The sequence below is a fragment of the Marinoscillum luteum genome (assembly GCF_044005705.1).
GTDB classification, from domain to species: domain Bacteria; phylum Bacteroidota; class Bacteroidia; order Cytophagales; family Cyclobacteriaceae; genus Marinoscillum; species Marinoscillum luteum.
The window spans coordinates 611044-633189 of record NZ_JBIPKE010000020.1 but is presented as its reverse complement, the minus strand read 5'-3'; the positions used below and the strand labels follow the sequence as shown (position 1 = coordinate 633189).

The window sequence follows — 22146 nt, the reverse complement described above, 5'->3', positions numbered from 1 at the left end:
TGACAAAAATCAGTCGAACGATTGAAAACGCTCATAAGATGGGGTGACTCATCCTCGTAATCTTGCTTTGATAATTATGAGTGTAATCATCGTCTTAATCGGATTCAGCATCACAGTAGCCTTAGGGTTCTTGCTCGCTTTCATATGGGCTTCCGGAAGCGGTCAGTATGATGATGACTATACCCCTTCTATCAGGATACTTTTTGATGACGAACCAAATCAAACTTTCTATGTCAACAACGACTCTCACCAACCCGCCCGAAGAAAAGGGGACGGTAAATAATGGCCTGGATACGTTTTACTATGACAACTCAATCGTAAGGATGTTCCTTATTGCCACCACTATTTTTGGGGTGGTGGGGATGAGCGTTGGGTTGCTGGCAGCGTGTCAGTTTTTCTGGCCAGAGCTCAATTTCGGATTGCAGTACACCACTTTTGGGCGGATCAGGCCTTTGCATACCAATGCAGTGATTTTTGCATTTGTGGGCAATGGTATTTTCATGGGTGTTTACTATTCCCTGCAGCGACTTTGCAAGGCCCGGATGTTCAGCGACCTGCTGAGTAGAATCCATTTCTGGGGGTGGCAGTTGATCATACTCGCTGCGGCCATCACCTTGCCATTGGGATACACTACAGGCAAGGAATACGCTGAGCTGGAGTGGCCGATTGATATTGCCATAGCCATCATCTGGGTGGTCTTTGGGATCAATATGTTTGGTACCATCCTCAAAAGAAGGGAGCGCCATTTGTATGTGGCCATTTGGTTTTTCATTGCCACTTTCGTGACCGTAGCGATGCTCCATATCGTTAATTCGTTTGAGCTGCCTATCAGTTTCATGAAAAGCTACTCGTGGTATGCTGGTGTGCAGGATGCATTGGTACAGTGGTGGTATGGGCACAATGCGGTCGCATTTTTCCTGACCACCCCATACCTGGGATTGATGTACTATTTCATCCCCAAGGCGGCCAATCGTCCGGTTTATTCCTACCGCTTGTCCATTATCCACTTTTGGGCACTCATATTCATTTACATCTGGGCAGGCCCCCATCACCTGCTGTACAATTCCCTGCCTAACTGGGCTCAGTCTTTGGGTACGGTTTTTTCCATCATGCTCATTGCTCCGTCGTGGGGCGGGATGCTCAATGGACTGCTGACACTGCGCGGCGCCTGGGACAGAGTGCGCGAAGATCCTATTCTGAAATTTATGGTGGTGGCAGTTACCTGCTACGGTATGGCCACGTTTGAGGGGCCAATGCTTTCCCTGAAGAACTTCAATGCCATCGCTCACTTTACTGACTGGATCGTGGCGCACGTCCACGTAGGGGGACTCGGATGGAATGGCTTCATGACTTTTGCCATGCTCTATTACCTCATTCCCAGGTTGTACGGTACGCAGCTGTTTTCTAAAAAACTCGCCAATGTACACTTCTGGGTAGGAACCATGGGCATTATCTTCTACACCCTTCCTATGTACTGGGCAGGCTTTGTGCAAAGCCTCATGTGGAAGCAGTTTGCGCCGGAAGGCACCCTGGTCTATAGCAACTTCCTGGAGACTGTGACTCAGATCATGCCTATGTATATGCTGCGGGCATTTGGTGGCGCCCTGTACCTGACAGGGGTTTTTGTGATGGTTTATAACCTGATAAAAACCGCGCAGGCTGGTACGTTCATAAGAGAAACAAAGGCTGAGGCAGCCCCACTTACGAAAAATTACCGTCCTGCGAAATCCGAACATTGGCACAGACGAATTTTTGAATGGAGGCCTATTACCCTGCTGGTATGGAGCCTTGTGGCAGTGGCTATTGGGGGGATTATCGAGATTGTTCCTACATTTTTGGTGCAATCCAATGTGCCCACCATCACAAGTGTGAAGCCCTACACCCCATTGGAACTGAATGGTAGGGACATCTATGTACGTGAGGGCTGTTATACCTGTCACTCTCAGATGGTGAGGCCTTTCCGATCAGAAACCGAGCGGTATGGTGAGTATGCCAAAGCGGGAGAGTTTGTTTATGACCACCCGTTTCAGTGGGGGTCTAAGCGTACCGGGCCGGATCTCCTGAGAGTCGGTGGTAAATATCCCAACAGCTGGCATTACTACCACATGCTGGATCCCGCGAGTATGTCTCCGGGTTCTATTATGCCACCTTATCCATGGCTCTTTGAGCAAGACTGGGAAAAAGAACTCCTCCCTAAAAAGATCACCGCGATGCAGACGCTGGGAGTGCCATACGCCGAAGGCTTTCAGGATGAAGCCGTAGCAGATGCTGAGCAGCAAGCCAAATCCATCTCGGATGACCTGGCGACTCAGGGAGTCAGGGTAGTTCCTGACAAAGAAATAGTGGCGCTAATTGCTTATTTGCAACGGGTGGGTACAGATATTAAGAACATTGGTGAAACCAAAAACGAACAGTAATCATGCTAAAATTTGTAAAACACCATATGGAGACCATTGCGGGAATTGAAGTATTCCCCCTGATCTCACTGATCATTTTCTTCGTTTTTTTCCTGGGGCTTTTTATTTACGTCCTTAGGTCAAACAGAAAGCAAATAGATGAAATCTCCAGGATACCACTGAATATAAACGATGAAAGCGATGAACTACTCTAAATCCGTATTGATACTCCTCTCCATACTGGGCGGGCCGGTGATGGTGCAGGCACAGGATACTGCTTCAGATTTTTATACCTTATATCAGGTGGAAATCGTGCTGACCGTAGGGGCACTGGTGGTTGTGGTAGCGCTTTTGGCGCTCTACACTTCCCTGTATGCTTTGTCGGCCATCATGGGAGCCAAGCACCAGTCTGCTCCGGTAGTGCCCGCCGAGGGATTCTGGAGCCGCATATGGCATAGGTTGAATAATGCTGTGCCTTTGGAGGAAGAAGCTACGGTAATGACCGACCACTCCTATGACGGAATCAGGGAGCTGGACAACAAACTTCCACCATGGTGGCTTTATGGTTTTTATCTCACCATTATTATCTCTGTCGCCTACATACTCCATTTTCATGTGTTGGGAACAGGCGCCCTGCAGGACGAGGAATACTACACCGAGATGGAGAAGGCCAATGCGGAGGTGGAAATGTATCTCGCGTCCCTGGATAATCTTATTGACGAATCCTCAGTGACCATGCTCAATGCATCGGAAGATCTTGCTGTGGGGCAGAACCTGTTTGTGTCGAAGTGTGCAGCATGTCATGGGCAGCTGGGTGAAGGTGGTGTAGGACCCAATCTTGCGGATCAGTATTGGATTCATGGGGGTGATGTTCAATCCATTTTCAAAACCATCAAATATGGTGTGCCGTCGAAAGGGATGATTTCATGGCAGGCTCAGCTAAGTCCGAAGGAGATGCAGCAAATTTCCAGCTATGTGTATACTCTGGAGGGCACCAATCCACCCAACGCTAAAGCACCTCAGGGTGAGCTTTTTGAGCGGGAGGCGAGTGTTCCATTGGATAGTGTAAAGGTGGCCACTGCCGGCAGCTGATATGACACCCGATATCACAGATTTATATAAAGAACAAGAAGAAGAGGCCTCTTATCGAGACCACATTTCTACCGTGGATGAGGCTGGTAAACGGGTGTGGGTCTATCCCAAAAAGCCCAAAGGGAAATTCACCAATTACCGTATGCTGGTCAGTATACTGCTGCTGGTATTTCTTTTGGCTGGTCCCTTTATCAGTATAGATGGAGAGCCACTCCTTTTGATGAATATCCTGGAGCGGAAGTTCGTTATTTTCGGTCAGGTTTTTTGGCCTCAGGATTTTCATCTGGCCGTGATCGGAATGATCACCACTGTGGTTTTTATCATCCTGTTTACCATCGTTTTCGGTCGGATTTTTTGTGGTTGGCTGTGTCCGCAGACCATTTTTATGGAATGGGCCTTTCGTCGGGTGGAGTATTGGATAGAAGGCGATTATATGAAGCAAAAGAAGCTGGATCGCCAGGCTTGGGATGCTGAAAAGATTTGGAAAAAAGGGAGTAAGCACTTCGTTTTTCTGGCCATCAGTACAGTGATCATGCACACCTTCATGGCCTATATCATTGGGGTGGATCAGACCTGGCAGCTGATCCAAAGCGGGCCTGCAGAAGAGCCAGTGGCTTTTGTGGTGATGGTGGCACTTACGGGAATGTTTTATGGGGTTTTCAGTCGCTTGCGGGAGCAGGTGTGCACCACCATATGCCCATATGGCAGGCTGCAGGGCGTGTTATTGGACCGCAAGAGTATAGTGGTGGCCTATGACTATCAGCGTGGCGAAACCAGGGGTAAATACCGAAAGGGAGAAGACAGGGAGGCACTGGATAAGGGAGACTGCATTGACTGTAAGCAATGTGTGTATGTGTGCCCCACGGGCATAGATATCAGAAACGGGACTCAGCTGGAGTGTGTGAACTGCACGGCGTGTATGGATGCCTGTGACTCCATTATGGATGCTATCGGTAAGCCTAAAGGGTTGGTGAGGTATGATTCGGAGGATCATATTGAGACAAAGACCCCCTTCGTGTTTACGGGAAGAATGCGGGCGTACTCCCTGGTATTGCTGGCACTGATGGGAGTGTTGGTGACCTTGTTGATGATCCGTTCGGACCTTGAGACCACCATCCTGCGCACACCGGGCATGATGTATCAGGAACGACCAGATGGTGCCATTTCTAACTTGTATCAGCTAAAAATGCTCAACAAATCGAATAACATTTATCCGGTGAAATTGGAACTAATGGAGCCTGCAGGAAGCATAGAAATGGTGGGCGAGGATATTGTGCTCAGGAAGCAGGGCATGGAAGCGGGCGCATTTTTTATCATTATAAATCCCGAAGAGTTGGATGGACTAAGCACTTCAGTTGAAGTGGGTGTGTTTTCAGACGGAAAATTATTAGAAACGGTCACGACAAGATTTTTGGGACCTTCCTGAACTAATTAAATGAAAAAGTTATGAAATGGAATTGGGGAAAAAGTATAGTGTTGGCATTCGTGCTGTTTTGTGGATTTATCAGCTCCATTGTGGTAGCGGCATTTCAGCAGGATTTTGATCTGGTATCTGATACCTATTATCAGGATGAGCTGGTCTATCAGGAGCGGATCCAGGAACATATTAATCTTGCTCAAAGTGGAGCAAAGGTTTCGATTACTCAGGAGGGTAGGAGTGTGGTTTTTAGCTTTCCTCAGGAGTTTTCAGGAGCGAAGGGAGAGATTCACTTTTATCATCCATCCAGATCTATTTTTGATCGGAGCTTCAGTATCTCACTCGATGAGAACAGACAGCAGACCATCTTTGGAGAGGAATTAACCAAGGGGCGGTACAAGGTGAAGCTCACATGGACCAGTGGCGGGGTAGACTATTTTCAGGAAGAAGGAATATTCATCAGATGATCGTGGCGTTTGTGATCGGGCTATTTGGGAGCGTTCACTGTGTGGCCATGTGTGGGCCACTGATGCTCACCTTTACCGGTACGAATGGGAAGAACACGTTTATTTCCTTTGGTTTATATCACTCGGGCAGACTTCTTTTCTATGGTTTTATTGGAGCCATATTCGGATTGTTAGGCCTTTCTGTGAGGTTTTTCGAGGTGCAGCAGTATCTGTCCATCCTCCTTGGTGCCACCATTCTTATAGTTTACCTCTTTCCCAGAATCAGAACCAGGATAGAAGGGGCCTATCACCGCTCATGGTTTTTTCAGTCTTTGAAAAATGTGCTGACCAAGTATTTCAGCACACGCATGCGCTGGTTTGCTGCCGGACTTCTCAATGGCGCCCTGCCTTGTGGTTTGGTCTATCTGGCTGCTGCCGGAGCACTCCTTTCTGGGGGATTGACGGAAGCTTTTTTCTATATGATTTTATTCGGATTAGGCACGCTCCCCATACTGGCGGCTTTTCGCTTCGTCTCCCACTATGTGCCTGGGTTGTCCCATCGGTTGAACAATCTGATCACTCCGGTGGGGCTGCTCGCCGGGATTGTATTGATCTCCCGGGGGGTTCTTGCTGTGGCGCCGGATGTGAACCAATTGATCAAGGCGCAAATCATGCAGGTGATGACAGCCTGCGGGATTTGATTCCCTTAGGGAGCTGATAAAACTGGGTGGATATCAAACACCAGCCACAGACATAGGCGCGTACAGTCTGATTTCATGTTCAAAAGTGATTATTGGTCAAGTCGCTTCCATTTGTATATATTGAAGATCGAATCTTATTACACCCTATTCCAATGAAAGTTACCTACCTCCTGATGATTCTTTTTTTGGCAACAGCCTGTCAGAAACGCAATGAATCAGCAACTCCTTCGCTCATGAAATATGATGAAAAACTTCGTCCGCAGTACCATTTTACACCCCCCACTCAGTGGATGAACGACCCCAATGGGATGGTTTTTTATGAAGGAGAATATCACCTCTTTTATCAGCATTACCCTGACAGTAACGTTTGGGGCCCTATGCACTGGGGGCATGCGGTATCAGAGGATATGGTCAATTGGGAGCATCTGCCCATTGCGTTGTACCCGGACACTTTGGGCTATATTTTCAGCGGTAGTGCGGTGATTGATTGGAAAAATACCAGTGGCTTGGGCACCGCTGACAATCCGCCAATGGTGGCCATCTATACCTATCATGATCCGGTGGGCGCAGAGGCTGGAAGAAATGATTTTCAAACGCAGGGCATCGCCTTTAGCCTGGATAAAGGTCGTAGCTGGACAAAATATGAAGGCAACCCCGTGTTGGCCAATCCAGGAATCATCGATTTTCGCGACCCGAAGGTGAGCTGGGACGAAGCGAATGAGAGGTGGATAATGATTTTAGCCGTTTTGGATCATGTGAATATTTATACTTCGCCAGACCTCATCCGATGGGAGTTTCAAAGTGAGTTTGGACATACCATAGGTGGGCATGGTGGCGTATGGGAATGCCCGGATTTATTTTCACTCACAGATCAGTATGGTGATGAGAAATGGGTAATTCTGTTGAGTATCAATCCGGGAGGCCCTCAAGGCGGCTCTGCTACTCAATATTTTGTGGGAGATTTTGACGGGACGGTTTTCACTCCGGTGGACTCCGTCACCCGATGGATCGACTATGGTGCGGATAATTATGCCGGTGTTACCTGGGCCGACATTCCTGAAATAGATGGAAGGCGCTTGTTTTTGGGCTGGATGAGCAACTGGCAATATGCCAATGTGGTGCCCACTTATGAGTGGCGAAGTGCTATGACCATCCCCAGGGAGTTGTCGTTGCATAAATCGGAAACCGGATATCTGCTCCAGTCGAAGCCTGTGCCGGAGCTGGAGACACTGATGGGAGAGGCCGTTGTTTCACATGAGTCCACAATGGATTTATCTACTGAATCCTATCTGGTGGAGCTTACCAATGTCAAGGGACAGAGTCTGGATATCACATTCTCCAATGAACAAGGTGAACGACTGGTGGTGAAGCTTACTGCTGATCGATTGGTGATCGACCGCACCAAGAGCGGCGACACTTCATTTAGCGAAGATTTTGCAGCCATTCATGAAGCCCCACTGGGCGGAATAAGTGTATCGGACATTCAGATCTATATGGATCGATCTTCGGCTGAGGTTTTTGTTAATTATGGAGCAATTGTGATGACCGATTTGATATTTCCGACCACTCCCTATACGAAAGTATCTGTGAGTGCTTCAGAGGTGAAGATGAGTCTCACGCCCATGGCTTCTATCTGGAAGTAAGGGGATAATAAAATACAGGCTCTACCCGATTTGCTTTTGATACCTTTTTCCAATGTTATCATCAGCAAACTCAATCTTTGGGTGGTGTACCTATCTGTCCAGCCGCAGATTTGAAGGTAGAGGCCTGCATTTCATTTCCATCAATTTCAAGGTTATAAAAAAGTGGCTGCCTCAGGGCAGCCACCCGATTTATTTTTTGATCAGCTTGATGATCCGTGTTTGCTCACCCTGTATCATTCGGGCAAAGTAGAGACCGGGATTGGCAGAGCGAGTATCCCACTCAAATGTATGAGTTCCTTTTTGCAGGGTGCCATGATGTAAGGTTCCGATCTGTTGACCTACCTGATTGTAGATCACCAAACTGGTTTCCTGTGCCTCATTCAGGGTGACAGTAATTGTAGCCCAATCAGAAAAAGGATTGGGAGCACTGATAAATACTTCTTCCAATACCTCAGGCGTTTGCGTAGGGCTTTCAGGCGTCCATCGGGCGGCAGGCAGTGCATCCAGATAGGCTCGGTAGTTATTCGAAAACTCATATCCGTAATTGATGTCCCAGTTGATGGACCAGGTCATCATTCCCCTGAAACCGGAATAGCCATTTCCATTGATAAGGGTATAATTACCGCCATACGAAATGCCTTTGATCAGGTAATCCAATGCGGTTTTTACGGTGTTTGGATTGGTATATCCACCTCCAGCAGCAGAGGGTGAAGCAGGGAGGCCTATGGCCACCTGGTCTTCACGGAACGCAGGGAAGGATGTGGGGTTGCCTGCCACCGAGAATCCTCGAAGTAGCATTTCCCCCATGGCTACCTGAAAGTCTGCCGTTCCCTGAGAATAGCATTGGTTATCCAGCCCCAGCATACAGCCCGTGTTGTAATGCTGCACATGGATTAAGGCCATTCGATCTTTCAGCGCATAGAGCACCGGTAAATAGGCCCCGTATATTCCTCCATAGGTACTGTAGCCACCTTGTACATAGGCCGTTTCGGGCGCAGCTGTGAGAACAAAGTCGGAACCAAAATTGGCCAGTACGGCCTCCATGCCATTGATGAAATTGACCACACGAGGGGAAGTGGGGAAGCGAAAATCATTGTCTCCGGCTCCCAGCGAAAGCGAACTTCCCTCCAGGTCAATATCCAATCCGTCAAAACCGTATTCATTGATGATGCTGGTCATTGTACTGCTAAAGTTCTGAGCGTGTGTGGCGTTTTCCAGATGGATCGTCCCGTTGGCACCACCGATGGAGATGAGCACTTTTTTGCCCTGACTTTGGAGGAGGGCCACATCATTCTTAAACTCCTGAGTAGTGGAGTAAATGGAGTTGTCAGGGACGAAGCTCATGGAGGAGCCCCCCTGCACAGTAGGTTCAGCAAAGGCGATATTGATCACATCCCATTTGTTGGAGATGTCTCGGAGTTTCACTACTCCCGAACCATTGTCAAAGTTGTGCCAGTAGCCCACCAGAACTCTGTCAGGAAGATCACCGCTGGGATTTCCCCCTGATGTTACGCTGATATATACCTGTGTGGAAGTGGTGCTGGCGCCTTCATTGTCTGTGACTTTGGCGGTAAGTGTATAGCTGCCGGCAGATACGTTCACCCAGGAGTAGGTGTAGGGGCTGCTGGTATCCTCAACCAGGAGGTTTCCGTTTTGAAAAAACTCTACTTTAGCAACAGATCCATCCGGATCTGAAGCCGACGCTGTAAGGTTGATGGTACTTCCAGGGGTGAAGGTACTACCGTTCGACGGAGAGGTGATATTTACCGTTGGTGAATCATTACCTCCTGTGCCACCGCCACACTGCCCTATCAGGTTCCAGGCATCCTGCCAGTTGGTTCCCGTACCCGGGGCATAAGCCTGAGCACCCCCATTGCACCAGCCAGAGTATGGCCACTCTTTGCACTGATAGACGCTGCCCACATTTTGAACCTCACTACCCGCATTGTAGCCACCACCTTCAGTGTATTGAGGGATGCCATTACAATCCCCTCCGGTCGAACTTTGCACCGTGATAGAAACACTGCCGGGTGTGGTGGTAGCGCCCAGGTTGTCGGTGATGACGATGCTGAGCGCATAGCTGCCTTGCGAAACGTTATTCCATGTGTAGCTATACGGACTGGAGGTGTCCTCACTCAGGTAATTTCCATTCTGAAAAAATTCAACTTTGGAAACCGAGCCATCCGCATCCGAGGCAGAGGCGGAGATGGCTATGTTGCTTCCCTGTGTGAATGTAGCTCCATCGGATGGAGCTGTGATGCTGCCTGAAGGGGGATTATTGCCCGCGCTTTGCACAGTGATGCTTACAGCCGATGAGGTGGTTGAAGCATTGTCATTGTCCGTAGCCACGGCCGTGAGGTTGTAATTACCTGCTGCCACACCAGACCAGGAGTAGCTATAAGGACTACTGGTGTCTTCCCCGAGCAGGTTGCCGTTTTGATAAAAAGCGACTTTGGTTACAGTCCCATCCGGATCGCTGGCCGAGGCATTGATGGTGATCGTAGCGCCAGCAGTGAAGGTGGCACCGTTGGATGGACTCGTGATGGAAGCACTTGGGGGAGTGTTTCCGCCTGACCCACAGGCGCCCAGATTGATCCAGACGTCCCACTGACCAGAGTGTGTAGCCGGATCTTCATTTTGAGTCCACCATTTGGCTTCATAGCCGGTGTTGTTATGCTGCACCTGATCCCCCTGAGTATAAACTGCGGCAGAAGACCAGGCTGGTAAACCGGTGCAATTGACCTGAGCCTGTGCAGATTGGATGAGGAATAGGAGTACAATCAGGATGGATACTTTCCAGAGACAGCTGAGAAAAATAGGTTTAGGTTGGTAAAAGGTGTTCATAGGTTTTTGGTTTGGTTGGAAATGATTGAAAAAAAGCGGCCACAGCGGAAAGTAGGTTGGTTGGACTAAATGGTAATGAGACCTTCGCTGCAGCCACTTTGAGAAATAAATTGTTATTGCTTGATCATCTTACGAATAATCAGTTGATCACCAATGCTCACATGACAGAAGTAGATCCCTTCTGGCAGCTGAAGTGCATTGATGGAGTGATGATGAGTTCCTTTCCCAAGAATACCCAGAGATTGCTCATGAACCAACTGACCCGCCGTGTTGTACACAATCACTCTGGTAGGAGCAGACTCATGCACTTCCAAATCAACAGTGAATGACTCAGTGAATGGATTGGGGTAGGCAATGATCTGCTGATTCGTTTGAGACACCTTCACATCGGTCATTCTGGCTCCTGATCCACAGGCACCCTGGTTTTCCCAAACATCCCATTGGCCTGAGTGGGTAGCGGGATCTTCATTTTGGGTCCACCATTTGGCACGGTATAGTGTTCCATTGTGTGATACCTGGTCATCGGCATTGTACACGGCAGACGACTGCCAGGCGGGAGCGCTACAAGTGGATGAGGAAGCCGTGACGGTAATCTGTTGGGAGCTGGTATTGCTCTCGTTGTCCGTGGCTGTTACAGTGAGCGTATAGGAGCCGCTTGACGCTGGTGTCCAGCTGGCTGTATACACACTTCCCGATCCAGAGGCTGTTAAGTTTTGACCCCCGGCATTAAACACCACACTGGCGATGCTGCCATCGTCTGTGGCATTGGCTGTGAGCGTAATGGCCGAGCCTGTGGGGATAGTACTCCCATTGGTCGGATTGGTGAAACTAACGTTTGGGTTGCTTCCGTTTGGGTCACAATTATCTGGTGCCGCCTGATAGATGGCATTCAGGAGCGAGAGTGATACATTGTTGGTAATGTCCTGAGACAGTTCCCATATCATGATACCGGAGGCCTGACTTTCGGCCAATGCCGTTTTTTGCTGGATGGTGGTGATCCCATTGTAGTAATCTCCATTGTAAGTATCCGCATACGGGTCCGCACCCTCACTTACCAGTGTGGCGTAGGATTTCCAGGAAGGTCTCGCATAAAAGGGAACCCCCAGTACCGCTTTGGAAGCTGGCAAACCCCGACCCAACCAGTAGTTGAGAGTAGATACTGCGTAGCTATAAGGCGAATGGGTGGAGCCACTGCCGCCATCATAGGCCATCAGATTCAGAAAATCTACATACTGGAACACACCACTCAAAATGCCATCTGCATAGTATCCCTGTGCCGCTACAGCAGCTGTCAGCAACTTGCCATTGGCGTGCATGGTCTGGCTCAGTACCTGCATCATGGCTTCATAGTCCTGAGGCGTATTGCCCTCACGCGGGTATTCCCAGTCAATATCCACGCCATCAAGCCCATACTGATTACACAAGTTGAGCAGGTTGGTTGCAAAGTTGTTTCTGCCCGTAGGGGTAGAAGCCATTCCTTCAAAATCCGCATTGTTAAAGTCGGACCAACCACCTACGGCGATCATGACTTTCACTCCCTGGGCATGACCTTGAGAGACTATTGATTGCAGTTTGGAGGGCTGTTCTACTGCAGTAAGTCCGCCACTGGAGGTAGGTCGGATAAACGCATAGATGATGTGACTCACTTTATCATATTGGATGTCATTGGCTGAGCCACTCCATGAAGGCATATAGCCCACAATTTTAAAATCGGAAGTACAACCACCCACCGTATTGACTGTAACATTCACGGCGGTAGAAGTGCCAGTAGCACCCTCATTGTCTGTGACCACCGCACTGAGGCTATAGCTGCCCACAGCGGCTGAAGTCCAGGCATAGCTGTAGGGTGCGGAGGTGTCTTCACCGAGCTTGGTGGCACCAGCGAAGAACTCTACCTTGGACACCGAGCCGTCATCCGAGGCACTGGCGCTGATGGTAATGGTGCTTCCTTCATCATAGCTGGCTCCATTGGCCGGCGAGGTGATGCTGACCGTAGGTGGGTTATTTCCCTGGTTGGCTACTGTGATGGTTACTGCCGAAGAGGTGGTGGTGGCACTTTCATTGTCCGTGGCCACCACGGTGAGGCTATAACTACCAGCTGCCACATTGGTCCAGGTGAAACTATAGGGAGCGCTTGTGTCCTCTCCCAGTAGGCTGCCATTTTGGAAAAACGCTACTTTGGTGATACTGCCGTCCGCATCTGTGGCACTGGCAGAGATGGTAATGTCAGCTCCGGTCGTGAAAGAAGCGTTGTTGGCAGGACTGCCAATACTGGCAGTGGGTGGGGTGTTACTTCCGCCTGTACCACACTCATCCACATAGGTCCACGCATCCTGCCAGTAGGAGCCGGTACCAGGCTCATAGGCCCAGGCAGCGCCATTGCACCAGCCGGAGTAAGGGTATTCCTTACATTGATAGACGCTTCCATCATTTTGTACCTGACTTCCTGCGACATAACCACCATTTTCAACGTATTGAGGTGTGTTGTTGCAATCACCGCCACCTCCGCTGGTTTCTACCGTGACACTAATGGATGCGTCAGTTGTGGCATTTTCATTGTCATAGGCCCGTGCAAGAAGTGTATAACTGCCTGCTGCTCCGGCTATCCAGTCGTAACCATAGGGAGCGGAAGTATCTTCACCCAGCAGGGAGCCATTGGCATAAAAAGCTACTTTACTGATGCTGCCATCAGAATCAGAAGCGCTTGCTGTTATGCTCACGGATGCGCCTTCTGTGTGGGTAGATCCTGATGCAGGGCTGGTGATGGATACTGTAGGAGATTGATTAGGCACTGTACCAACGGTGATGTTTATACCCGATGAAAAAGCCGTGCCCCCTTCATTGTCGGTAGCTTTTGTTTGTAGTGTGTAGCTTCCCTGAGCCACATTGTTCCAGGTGAAGGAATAAGGAGCGTTATTATCTGATCCGAGAAGGGTACCTCCTGCATAAAACTCGACCAGCGAAACACTGCCATCTGCATCACTGGCAGAAGCAGAAATGGTGATATTATCGCCCACATTATAGGGGGCGCCGTTGGTTGGGGAAGTAATGGAAGTGGTAGGATTCGTATTTCCTCCGGTACCGCCGGCTGCAAATTGCTGGTTGACAGTGTTGATCAGTGGTGCATTTACACTTGACCATCTTTTCAACTTTGTACCAAAGTTGGTGGCAGTTCCACTGAACTCCAGATCGCCATAGACAGTCCACACTATCGCTCCCGCCAGGTTATGGTCTACAATGTAGTCGGCTTTCAGTCCTATCGATTCCTCATCGTCATAGCTAAGGAAGTAATTGTCTTTTACCAGATAGGGTACTTTCGCCTGATCATCCCAGTGGCGTGTCCATCCACTGCCTGCCCCCAATGCCTGCTGCTTGATGTAGTAGTGATTGGGCGTGCCATCATAGACATCCTTTGGCCAGTTGGTAAAGTCTGCACTGGTGGAGATGGGGCCGTCAGGCTGCACGGTTTCTTGTCTCTTGAGCGTAGGTGCATTCAGATCAGCTGCACCGTCGGTCACTACTCCACGCCCATAGAAAGGCACTCCAAAATTGAGTTTGGAAGCAGAAACCCCATAAGACATGAGCGCATCATAAGTAGACTGCCAGTTGAAGGTAGGTGACTCAGCGCCATCGTAGGAATAGATGGGTGAGTTATGACCAGCGATGTTTGAAAATCCACCATTGAAGTCATAGGTCATCATATTGAAGTAATCCATCGTGGCGGATAGTGCGGGCCAGTTGAAGTCTGCCAGCTTGACCGGGTCAGCCGAAAAAGCTGCGGTGATCAGTTTGTCTGGTCCAATGGCTGTTCTGATTTCCTGAACGAGGGTTAAGAAGTTGCCATAATCGGCCTGAGTGCCGGTGAAGTTCATTCCAGAGTAGGGGCCCGGATACTCCCAGTCAAGGTCGATCCCGTCAAAGCCTGTATTGATCAGTTTCTGGCAGTCTGCCACAAACTTGGCCCTTTTCACCGGATCTGCAGCCATTTCAGGGAAATGCTTGCACATGCTCCAACCCCCAATGGAGGCCAGCACTTTCACACCATTTTGATGGGCGAGTTCCAGCAAGCCCGGAGCGCCATCCTCCTTATGGAGAGGCACAGGAAGAGAGCCGCTGAGTCCCCAGGTAGGATGCGACCAGGAGTTTCCACCCACGGTCACATCAAATCCCTGAGCAGCGGCCCTGTCGGCAGCCTCCTGGTTGATGTATTGGATGGGATCGATCTCTCCAAAAATGATGTGCATGTCCCAGCTGCTGTAGATATCTGTGAAGAAGATATCTCCCGGTGCCTGCACGGCGCCTGGCTGGTAGATGTTTTTATTGCGGAGATCACCACTGTGCAAAGATCCGTCCTGTGCTACTCCAAAGAAGGAGTAGTTGAGAATGGTGTATTTGGCATAATCAATGTTGAGGTGCGTGAGAGCTCCCTGTGCCGGTAATCCGGCGTTGGTGGCCTTCCAGGCATCCCAGTTGGTGATGTAGCCCACGATTTGTTTATTATGATCAGCAGTGGTGGCCGTCCCGCCAGAATTCACCTGGGCTTGAGATAAGTAACCAATGGACATAGAAAATCCTAGTAAGAAGACTTTCCAGACCCCTTTTATTGTAGCATAGAGATTATACATAGTAGCTTTTGCTTTTTTGTTTTGAAACAAGGTATTAGCTACACGTTATCGCGATAAATGAGCCAGTCGGAGGAAAAAGGAATAGTAATATATGATTACGGCCTGTGGGATAAAAAAAAAATAGCTGAACGACAATACTTCGGCGCTAAGTGGATACATGTGATATAGGAGTGCTGATTTGTACAGATGGATTTGGGCTCTATCCATCAGGAGAAGCCGTGGTATTTTTTATATTACCTGATCTTAAAATCAAGAGGATGGAGAAGGACTTTAAGCGAGCGCTATCTATCACCGGTACGATCCGGTTTGAAGACCTGAAGGTTACCCCCAGGGCGGAATATGCAGCTGGTGTGCCCGCTGTGGCGGTAGCCTTGAAGCACGCCCGGATGGAAATGGGACTTTTTCGGGGGCTGAAGACACTTGCTCATATGAATCAGAAAGACGGATTTGACTGCCCGGGATGTGCCTGGCCAGATCCCGACGACCGATCCCAGCTGGGAGAGTACTGCGAGAATGGCGCCAAAGCGCTGGCGGAGGAGGCCACACTGAAGCGTGTGGATGCTGATTTTTTTCAGCGCTATTCTGTTGAAGAGTTGTCAAAATTGACGGATTATGAGATAGGGAAGAGCGGTCGACTAACACAGCCCTTTATTTTGGATAAGGGATCAGTTCATTACCGCCCCATCAGCTGGCAGGAGGCTTTTGATCGCATCGGAGATCACCTTCGTCAGCTGGAGTCGCCGGATGAGGCTTTGTTTTATACCTCAGGTCGTTCCAGTAATGAGGCAGCATTTCTCTACGGACTTTTTGTCAGGGCTTTTGGTACCAACAATATGCCGGATTGCTCCAATATGTGCCATGAATCCAGCGGTGTGGCGCTCACGGAGACCCTGGGAATTGGTAAAGGGTCCGTGACTTTGGAGGATTTCGGAAAGGCAGAAGTGATCATGGTTATTGGCCAAAACCCGGGTACTAACCACCCCCGAATGCTTTCCGCTTTGCAGCAGTGCAAGGAAAATGGAGGGAAGATCATCACTGCAAACCCTATTCCAGAGGCGGGATTGGTTCGTTTTAAGAATCCGCAGGAAGTGAAAGGTGTATTGGGTGGAGGTACCGTACTCACAGATATTTTCCTTCAGGTGAAAATCAATCAAGATGTGGCGCTGCTCAAGCTCATCATGAAGAGATTGCTGGCTTTGGAAAGGTCAGGTCGGCCGGTCTTTGATCAGGAATTTATTCAGGAAAAAACCAACGGATTGGAGGCGCTCACGAAAGATTTGGACAGCCATGACGAATCTACACTGCTGGCTGCATGTGGAGTGCCTTCTGGGAAAGTGGACGAGGCGGTGGAATTACTGGCTTCTCACCAGAAAATCATCATCTGCTGGGCGATGGGGTTGACGCAGCACAAAAACGGCGTGGATAATATCCGGGAGTGTGTGAACCTGCTGCTGTTGAAAGGAAGTATAGGCAAAGAGGGGGCAGGGACTTGCCCGGTTCGGGGACATAGCAATGTGCAGGGTGACCGGACGGTGGGTATCGTTCATCACGTCTCTCCGTCCTTCAATCAGGCCCTCAAAGACACATTTGGTTTTGATCCACCGGAAAAGTCCGGCTATGATACCGTGCATGGTATACAAGCCATGCATGCCGGAAAGGTGAAAGTGTTCATGGGTCTGGGTGGCAACTTTGTTTCGGCTGCTTCCGATACGGCTTACACAGCCGCCGCTTTGCAGCAATGTGACCTCACAGTGTCCATCAGCACTAAACTCAATCGTACTCACCTGATCACCGGCAAAACAGCGATTATTTTACCGACGCTGGGTCGATCGGAGCAGGATGTCAGAGAGGGGGTGCCCCGGTATGTAACGGTGGAAAATAGTATGGGCAAAGTACACCGGTCTCGAGGAAGGCTGACACCAGCCAGCGAACAGCTTAGGAGTGAGGTAGATATCGTATGCGGTATTGCACGGGCTTACTTTGGTGACACGGGCAATATACCCTGGAAGGCGTTTTCGACCAACTATGACCTGATCAGGGAGAAAATAGAAGCCGTAGTGGCTGGATTTGAGGCGTATAGCAAACGGTCTGAAGCTGGCGGGTTCTATTTGCCTAATAATGCACGTGCGGGAGATTTTTCGAAACTCCCCGGAGGGAAGGCCCGGTTTAGCATCAATCGTTTGGCTGATCATGGTTTGAGCCAGGAGGACTTTGTGCTGATGACCATCCGATCACATGATCAGTTCAATACGACGATCTACGGTTTGGACGACCGATATCGTGGGATTTTTAACGAACGACGGGTGGTGTTTATGAATGCGCTGGATATGGAAAAGTTGAAGCTTCAACAGGAAGATGTGGTGGATCTGGTGAGCCGGTACGATGGTGTGGAGCGACGTGCAAGCCAGTTTAAGGTGATTGCTTATGATATTCCCATGGGGAATCTGGCGGCTTATTTTCCTGAAACAAATATGCTGGTACCCATCAATCATTTTGCGGACAAGAGTCACACACCTATCAGTAAGTCTATTGTGGTAAGGGTGTTGAAGTGTCAATGAATCAATTCTGCTCAGCCATTACAGCCAGTAACCTTTCCACATCTTCCCTATGGAGCATCCCCAGGTCTGCGCGCATGCAGTTGGCCGCCCCACAGGCCGCTCCCAGATTGGCAATGGACTGATGCGGGAGGTTTTGCAGTACACCGGCAATGATTCCGGCCAGCAGGCAATCGCCAGCACCTATGGTGCTGATGACTTCTTCTATTTTGGCCAGTGCATGGTGCATTTCATTTTCACTGATGAGGTAAAGACCCTTTGAGCCATCGGTGATGGCCGCCAGATCACAGTACTCCATGATTTGCTTTTTGGCAGTATCAAATTCAACCTGAAAATACTCAGTGATCTCTTTTCTGTTGAGGTGAAGACCGTAAGGCTGTGCTTTCAGCGCATTGGCCAATTGGGGGCCTGTACAATCCAGAAAACTTCTGACGGAAGCCTTTTTGGCCAATTCGATCACCTGTTGATAACCATTTTCCGGGCTTCCTTTGGGCCATGAACCGCAGAGGGCTATCAGCGCGGTGTTGGGAAGCATGGTTTCTATGTTATCCATCAGATGCCTGAAGTTTGAATCAGTCACCACCGGACCTGGACCCAAAATTTCCGTATCATCAAAATCACCCCTGGATTTGAAGGTATAACAGCTTCTAGACCATTCGGAAATCTCCGGACCAATGAACTCAATGTTAGGATAATACTTGTTACAGGCTCTTTTGATCCAGATACCCGCTTCACCGCCCCAAAACCCTACAATGGTCACCGGAATACCCAGTTCGGAAAGGGCCATACCTACGTGTAGCCCTTTACCACCAGGATAACGCGTCTCTTTTAGGATTCTATTGGGTACTCCCTGAGTAAATCCCTCCACCCACGCGAAAATGTCGATGGCTGGGTTGGGGCACAGAACAAGAACCCTTTTTTCTGCTGTTGTCATCATTTAGCTAAGTCTGCTCCAGAATCTTTTTAAGACCACAATGGAGACAACCGTCACGCCCATCAGAATGATCGCATTGAGGTATCTACCATAGATGAATAGCCCTGTTCCCATCAGGAAAGCATATATTCCAATGGTGCCGGCAATCATACAGAGAATACCGATCGGCACCTTCCACGGCCCGGAGGGCTCAGAAAGTTGCAGGCCATCTGCCTTGGCTTTGTTGATGATTTTTGTCCACCCGGGTCCGCCAGGACTTACCTTATTGATAAAGCTGATCATCACCTCCATGCTGGTAGGCTGCGAGGTGTAGGCCACAATGATCCAGCCCACGGTGGTGATGCCTACTCCAATGACCAGCTCCATCCATGACGCCAATGGCTCAAACCCCATCATCTTATGAAACACCCCAAAATAAATAGCCACCAGAAAGCTGATGATCATTGCGGCCATTTCGCTGGCAGCGTTGATACGCCACCAAAACCAGCGGAGGATAAAGATCAGTCCGGTGCCAGCACCTATCTGAAGGAGGATTTGGAACGCACCCAGGGCATTGTCCAGCAGTAGGGCGAATATCATGGTGAGCACCATCAACAGCACAGTGATGATCCTGCCTACGTTCAGCATCTCTTTTTGAGTAGCGTCGGGTTTGGCAAAACGCTTATAAAAGTCATTGACGATGTATGAGGCGCCCCAGTTGAGGTGGGTGGAGATGGTGGACATGTAGGCTGCAATGAGCGATGTGACCACCAGCCCGAGGAGTCCGGATGGGATGAATGTGAGCATAGCCGGGTACCCCATGTCGTGGTTGATAATGCTTCCGGCATTTGGAAAGGCCGTACGGAAACTTTCCAGGTCAGGGAAAACCACAAGCGAACAAAGCGCAACGATAATCCATGGCCAGGGGCGCAGGGCGTAGTGCGCTGCATTGAAAAACAAAACGGCCTTAATAGAATGGTCTTCATTTTTGGCCGCAAACATCCGCTGTGCGATGTATCCACCACCACCAGGCTCCGCTCCCGGGTACCATACACTCCACCATTGTACCAAAAGCGGGATTAGTAACAGCGTGATGAAAATTTCGGGATTGGAAAACGAAGGGAATAAATCCAGCTTATCCACCACATTTTCATGCTTTAGGAGATTGGAGAGGCCTCCTACTTTGGGATGCTGAAGCGAGACAACTGCAGCGATGATGGCTCCTCCGATAGAGAGAAAAAACTGGACAAAGTCGGTGATCAGTACGCCTTTCAGCCCACCAAGCGAGCTGTAGATGACGGTAACTGTTCCGGCGATCACGACTGTTTGGAGTGGACTCAGCCCCAAAAGGACTCCTCCTATTTTGATGGCGGCCAGAGAAACGGTGGCCATGATCATTACATTGAAGAGTAACCCCAGATAAATGGCCCGAAATCCGCGAAGAAACCGCGCGATTTTCCCGCTGTACCTTAGTTCGTAGAACTCCACGTCGGTGACCACACCGGATTTTTTCCATAGCCGGGCATATATGAAGACCGTTAGCATCCCCGTGAGCAGAAAGGCCCACCATGCCCAGTTGCCAGATACCCCGTTTTGGCGTACAATGTCCGTGACCAGGTTGGGGGTGTCTGTAGAAAAAGTAGTAGCGACCATAGAAACCCCCAGCAGCCACCATGGCATCTTCCCTCCGGCTGTGAAATAATCGGAAGCATCTTTATTGCCCCATTTGGCTGTCCAGATGCCAATACCTAAAGAGATGATGAAAAATCCGATCACAAAGGACCAGTCCAAAGTACTTAATGCCATAATTAATAACTTTACGAAAGATAAAATTCGCTTAAATATAGAAATATCATTCTAAAACTTTGTTTTTTGAAAACAAAAAGTTTCATTTACTTATTATTTGGAAATTTAGGCTAATCAGTGAAGTGAATTGAGCGAATATTTCCGGCACTAAGATCTCCATAAAGTGTACAATACCAGCCGGGGAATGGAGAATATATAGGGATGAATTTATAATTAATGAATAAAATGGATAGAAGAAATTTTGTACTAAAAACAGCCGCGGGTGCATCATTGGCCATGATGGCTCCTTCATTTGCGTTTGGTCTCGGTAAGGGCCAGGATAAGATCAGGATCGGATTCATTGGGGTAGGAGCGCGTGGTACTGGTCAGTTGGGGCTTACCCTGCAGCGAAAAGATATTTTGGTCACTGCTGTTTGTGATATCGATCAGGAGCGCCTGGCGAATGCGTCCAAAATGGTGCAGGATGCTGGGATGAAGAAGCCGGCCACCTTCGGTGCCGGACCGTATGACTATCAGAAATTGTTGCAGCGCGAGGATGTGGATGCGGTGATTATTTCTACACCTTGGCTTTGGCATACGCCTATGGCCATAGATGCGATGGAAGCTAAAAAGGCTGTAGGGTTGGAGGTAGCTGGTGCTTTCGATATTCAGGAGTGCTGGGCCCTGGTAGATGCCTATGAGAAGACCGGTACACCTTTTATGATCCTGGAAAATGTAGCTTACAGGAGAGATGTGATGGCTGTACTCAATATGGTGCGTCAGAATCTGTTTGGAGAGATTATTCACCTGCAGGGTGGTTATCAGCATGACTTGCGCCATGTCAAGTTCAATAATGGACAACAACTCTATGGTGGTGGCGTAGAGTTTGGGGAGAAAGGATACAGTGAAGCCAGGTGGAGAACGAACCACTCGGTGAACCGAAATGGGGATATTTACCCTACCCACGGACTGGGGCCGGTGGCCAACTATATCAATAACAACCGAGGTAACAGGTTTGTCTACCTCACCAGTACCTCGTCAAAAGCCAGAGGTCTGCATGAATACATTGTGGAGCACCCGCAGGGAGGGAAGTCTCACCCCAATGCTGATGTGGAGTTCAAGCTCGGGGACATTGTGACTACAGTTATTAAATGCGCTCAGGGCGAAACCATTGTTTTGAGTCACGACACCAATTTGCCAAGACCGTATTCGCTCGGATTCCGGGTGCAGGGTACTGATGGTATCTGGATGGATGTGAATGATGGTATTTATATAGAAGGCAAAAGCCCTGCACATGAGTGGGAGAGTGATGCTGCTTATATGAAGCAATATGATCACCCGCTTTGGAAGAAGTATGAGTCTGACTCAGCTGGTGCTGGCCATGGAGGGATGGACTTCTTCGTAATTCATGCCTTTGTAGAGGCTCTTAAGCGAAACGAACCCATGCCAATGGACGTCTATGATTGTGTGTCGTGGGCGGCGGTTACCTGCATGACGGAGCAATCCATAGCCAATGGTAGCGCACCGGTTCAGTTTCCAGACTTCACCAGAGGTAAATGGCTGACCAGAAAGCCCATCTTTGGGTTTGATGACCGGTACTAGGTTTTCATAAAATTTTCCAGGTAAAAAGCTCAGGTTTCAGACGAGGCCTGAGCTTTTTTGATTCATAACGGACAAAATAGGTGCTTATTTCATGGAAAGAAAACGTTATAAATACTTAGCGTCAAGT

14 protein-coding genes are annotated in these 22146 nt (G+C 49.2%); 10 read left to right on the top strand and 4 right to left on the bottom strand.

The annotated features are described in order from the left end of the window. Nucleotides 1-76 precede the first annotated feature (76 nt). From ccoS to ACHKAR_RS20415, 8 genes are all read left to right on the top strand, one after another. The gene (gene ccoS, locus ACHKAR_RS20450; RefSeq protein WP_395419259.1) at nucleotides 77-283 is read left to right on the top strand and encodes a cbb3-type cytochrome oxidase assembly protein CcoS; all 207 of its coding nucleotides are present in this window, start codon (nucleotides 77-79) and stop codon (nucleotides 281-283) included. After that, nucleotides 231-2417, top strand: a complete 2187-nt coding sequence (ccoN, locus tag ACHKAR_RS20445) for a cytochrome-c oxidase, cbb3-type subunit I (RefSeq protein ID WP_395419258.1) — start codon at nucleotides 231-233, stop codon at nucleotides 2415-2417. Before ccoS ends, ccoN begins: the two co-directional genes overlap by 53 nt. A gap of 2 nt (nucleotides 2418-2419) precedes the next feature. Then, nucleotides 2420-2611, top strand: coding sequence for a cbb3-type cytochrome c oxidase subunit 3 (locus ACHKAR_RS20440; RefSeq protein WP_159581890.1), 192 nt, complete (start codon nucleotides 2420-2422; stop codon nucleotides 2609-2611). After that, nucleotides 2598-3488: a cbb3-type cytochrome c oxidase N-terminal domain-containing protein gene (locus tag ACHKAR_RS20435; protein ID WP_395419257.1), complete on the top strand. Its 891-nt coding sequence runs from the start codon at nucleotides 2598-2600 to the stop codon at nucleotides 3486-3488. Before ACHKAR_RS20440 ends, ACHKAR_RS20435 begins: the two co-directional genes overlap by 14 nt. A gap of 1 nt (nucleotide 3489) precedes the next feature. After that, entirely contained in the window at nucleotides 3490-4914 is a 1425-nt protein-coding gene (gene ccoG, locus ACHKAR_RS20430) for a cytochrome c oxidase accessory protein CcoG (RefSeq protein ID WP_395419255.1), read from the top strand. A gap of 20 nt (nucleotides 4915-4934) precedes the next feature. After that, complete coding sequence (locus ACHKAR_RS20425) at nucleotides 4935-5372, top strand: FixH family protein (protein ID WP_395419254.1); 438 nt, start codon at nucleotides 4935-4937, stop codon at nucleotides 5370-5372. Beyond that, on the top strand, nucleotides 5318-6052 hold the full coding sequence (locus tag ACHKAR_RS20420; RefSeq protein ID WP_395419253.1) for a sulfite exporter TauE/SafE family protein: 735 nt from the start codon (nucleotides 5318-5320) through the stop codon (nucleotides 6050-6052). Before ACHKAR_RS20425 ends, ACHKAR_RS20420 begins: the two co-directional genes overlap by 55 nt. Nucleotides 6053-6204: 152 nt before the next feature. Next, nucleotides 6205-7695 (top strand): glycoside hydrolase family 32 protein, encoded by a 1491-nt coding sequence (locus ACHKAR_RS20415; protein ID WP_395419252.1) that lies wholly within the window; start codon nucleotides 6205-6207, stop codon nucleotides 7693-7695. Nucleotides 7696-7884: 189 nt separating this feature from the next. Here ACHKAR_RS20415 and ACHKAR_RS20410 read toward each other — a convergent pair whose 3' ends face one another. Next, nucleotides 7885-10539 (bottom strand): Ig-like domain-containing protein, encoded by a 2655-nt coding sequence (locus tag ACHKAR_RS20410; protein ID WP_395419251.1) that lies wholly within the window; start codon nucleotides 10537-10539, stop codon nucleotides 7885-7887. Nucleotides 10540-10652: 113 nt separating this feature from the next. Further along, the gene (locus ACHKAR_RS20405; RefSeq protein WP_395419250.1) at nucleotides 10653-15164 is read right to left on the bottom strand and encodes a glycosyl hydrolase family 18 protein; all 4512 of its coding nucleotides are present in this window, start codon (nucleotides 15162-15164) and stop codon (nucleotides 10653-10655) included. Between the two features lie 149 nt (nucleotides 15165-15313). Between ACHKAR_RS20405 and ACHKAR_RS20400 the strand changes: the two genes are divergently transcribed. Continuing rightward, the gene (locus ACHKAR_RS20400; protein WP_395419248.1) at nucleotides 15314-17722 is read left to right on the top strand and encodes an FdhF/YdeP family oxidoreductase; all 2409 of its coding nucleotides are present in this window, start codon (nucleotides 15314-15316) and stop codon (nucleotides 17720-17722) included. Nucleotide 17723: 1 nt separating this feature from the next. Here the strand turns inward: ACHKAR_RS20400 and ACHKAR_RS20395 are convergent, their stop codons facing one another. Continuing rightward, entirely contained in the window at nucleotides 17724-18656 is a 933-nt protein-coding gene (locus ACHKAR_RS20395; protein ID WP_395419246.1) for a 1-phosphofructokinase family hexose kinase, read from the bottom strand. Beyond that, complete coding sequence (locus tag ACHKAR_RS20390; protein WP_395419245.1) at nucleotides 18657-20438, bottom strand: sodium:solute symporter family protein; 1782 nt, start codon at nucleotides 20436-20438, stop codon at nucleotides 18657-18659. 225 nt (nucleotides 20439-20663) lie between these two features. Here ACHKAR_RS20390 and ACHKAR_RS20385 point away from each other — a divergent pair, with 225 nt between their 5' ends. After that, complete coding sequence (locus ACHKAR_RS20385; protein ID WP_395419244.1) at nucleotides 20664-22019, top strand: Gfo/Idh/MocA family protein; 1356 nt, start codon at nucleotides 20664-20666, stop codon at nucleotides 22017-22019. Nucleotides 22020-22146 lie beyond the last annotated feature (127 nt).

Coding starts and splice junctions, on each gene's coding strand:
- ccoS (WP_395419259.1), top strand. CDS start 77: ATGAGTGTAATCATCGTCTTAATCGGATTCAGCATCACAGTAGCCTTA.
- ccoN (WP_395419258.1), top strand. CDS start 231: ATGTCAACAACGACTCTCACCAACCCGCCCGAAGAAAAGGGGACGGTA.
- ACHKAR_RS20440 (WP_159581890.1), top strand. CDS start 2,420: ATGCTAAAATTTGTAAAACACCATATGGAGACCATTGCGGGAATTGAA.
- ACHKAR_RS20435 (WP_395419257.1), top strand. CDS start 2,598: ATGAACTACTCTAAATCCGTATTGATACTCCTCTCCATACTGGGCGGG.
- ccoG (WP_395419255.1), top strand. CDS start 3,490: ATGACACCCGATATCACAGATTTATATAAAGAACAAGAAGAAGAGGCC.
- ACHKAR_RS20425 (WP_395419254.1), top strand. CDS start 4,935: ATGAAATGGAATTGGGGAAAAAGTATAGTGTTGGCATTCGTGCTGTTT.
- ACHKAR_RS20420 (WP_395419253.1), top strand. CDS start 5,318: ATGGACCAGTGGCGGGGTAGACTATTTTCAGGAAGAAGGAATATTCAT.
- ACHKAR_RS20415 (WP_395419252.1), top strand. CDS start 6,205: ATGAAAGTTACCTACCTCCTGATGATTCTTTTTTTGGCAACAGCCTGT.
- ACHKAR_RS20410 (WP_395419251.1), bottom strand. CDS start 10,539: ATGAACACCTTTTACCAACCTAAACCTATTTTTCTCAGCTGTCTCTGG.
- ACHKAR_RS20405 (WP_395419250.1), bottom strand. CDS start 15,164: ATGTATAATCTCTATGCTACAATAAAAGGGGTCTGGAAAGTCTTCTTA.
- ACHKAR_RS20395 (WP_395419246.1), bottom strand. CDS start 18,656: ATGATGACAACAGCAGAAAAAAGGGTTCTTGTTCTGTGCCCCAACCCA.
- ACHKAR_RS20390 (WP_395419245.1), bottom strand. CDS start 20,438: ATGGCATTAAGTACTTTGGACTGGTCCTTTGTGATCGGATTTTTCATC.
- ACHKAR_RS20385 (WP_395419244.1), top strand. CDS start 20,664: ATGGATAGAAGAAATTTTGTACTAAAAACAGCCGCGGGTGCATCATTG.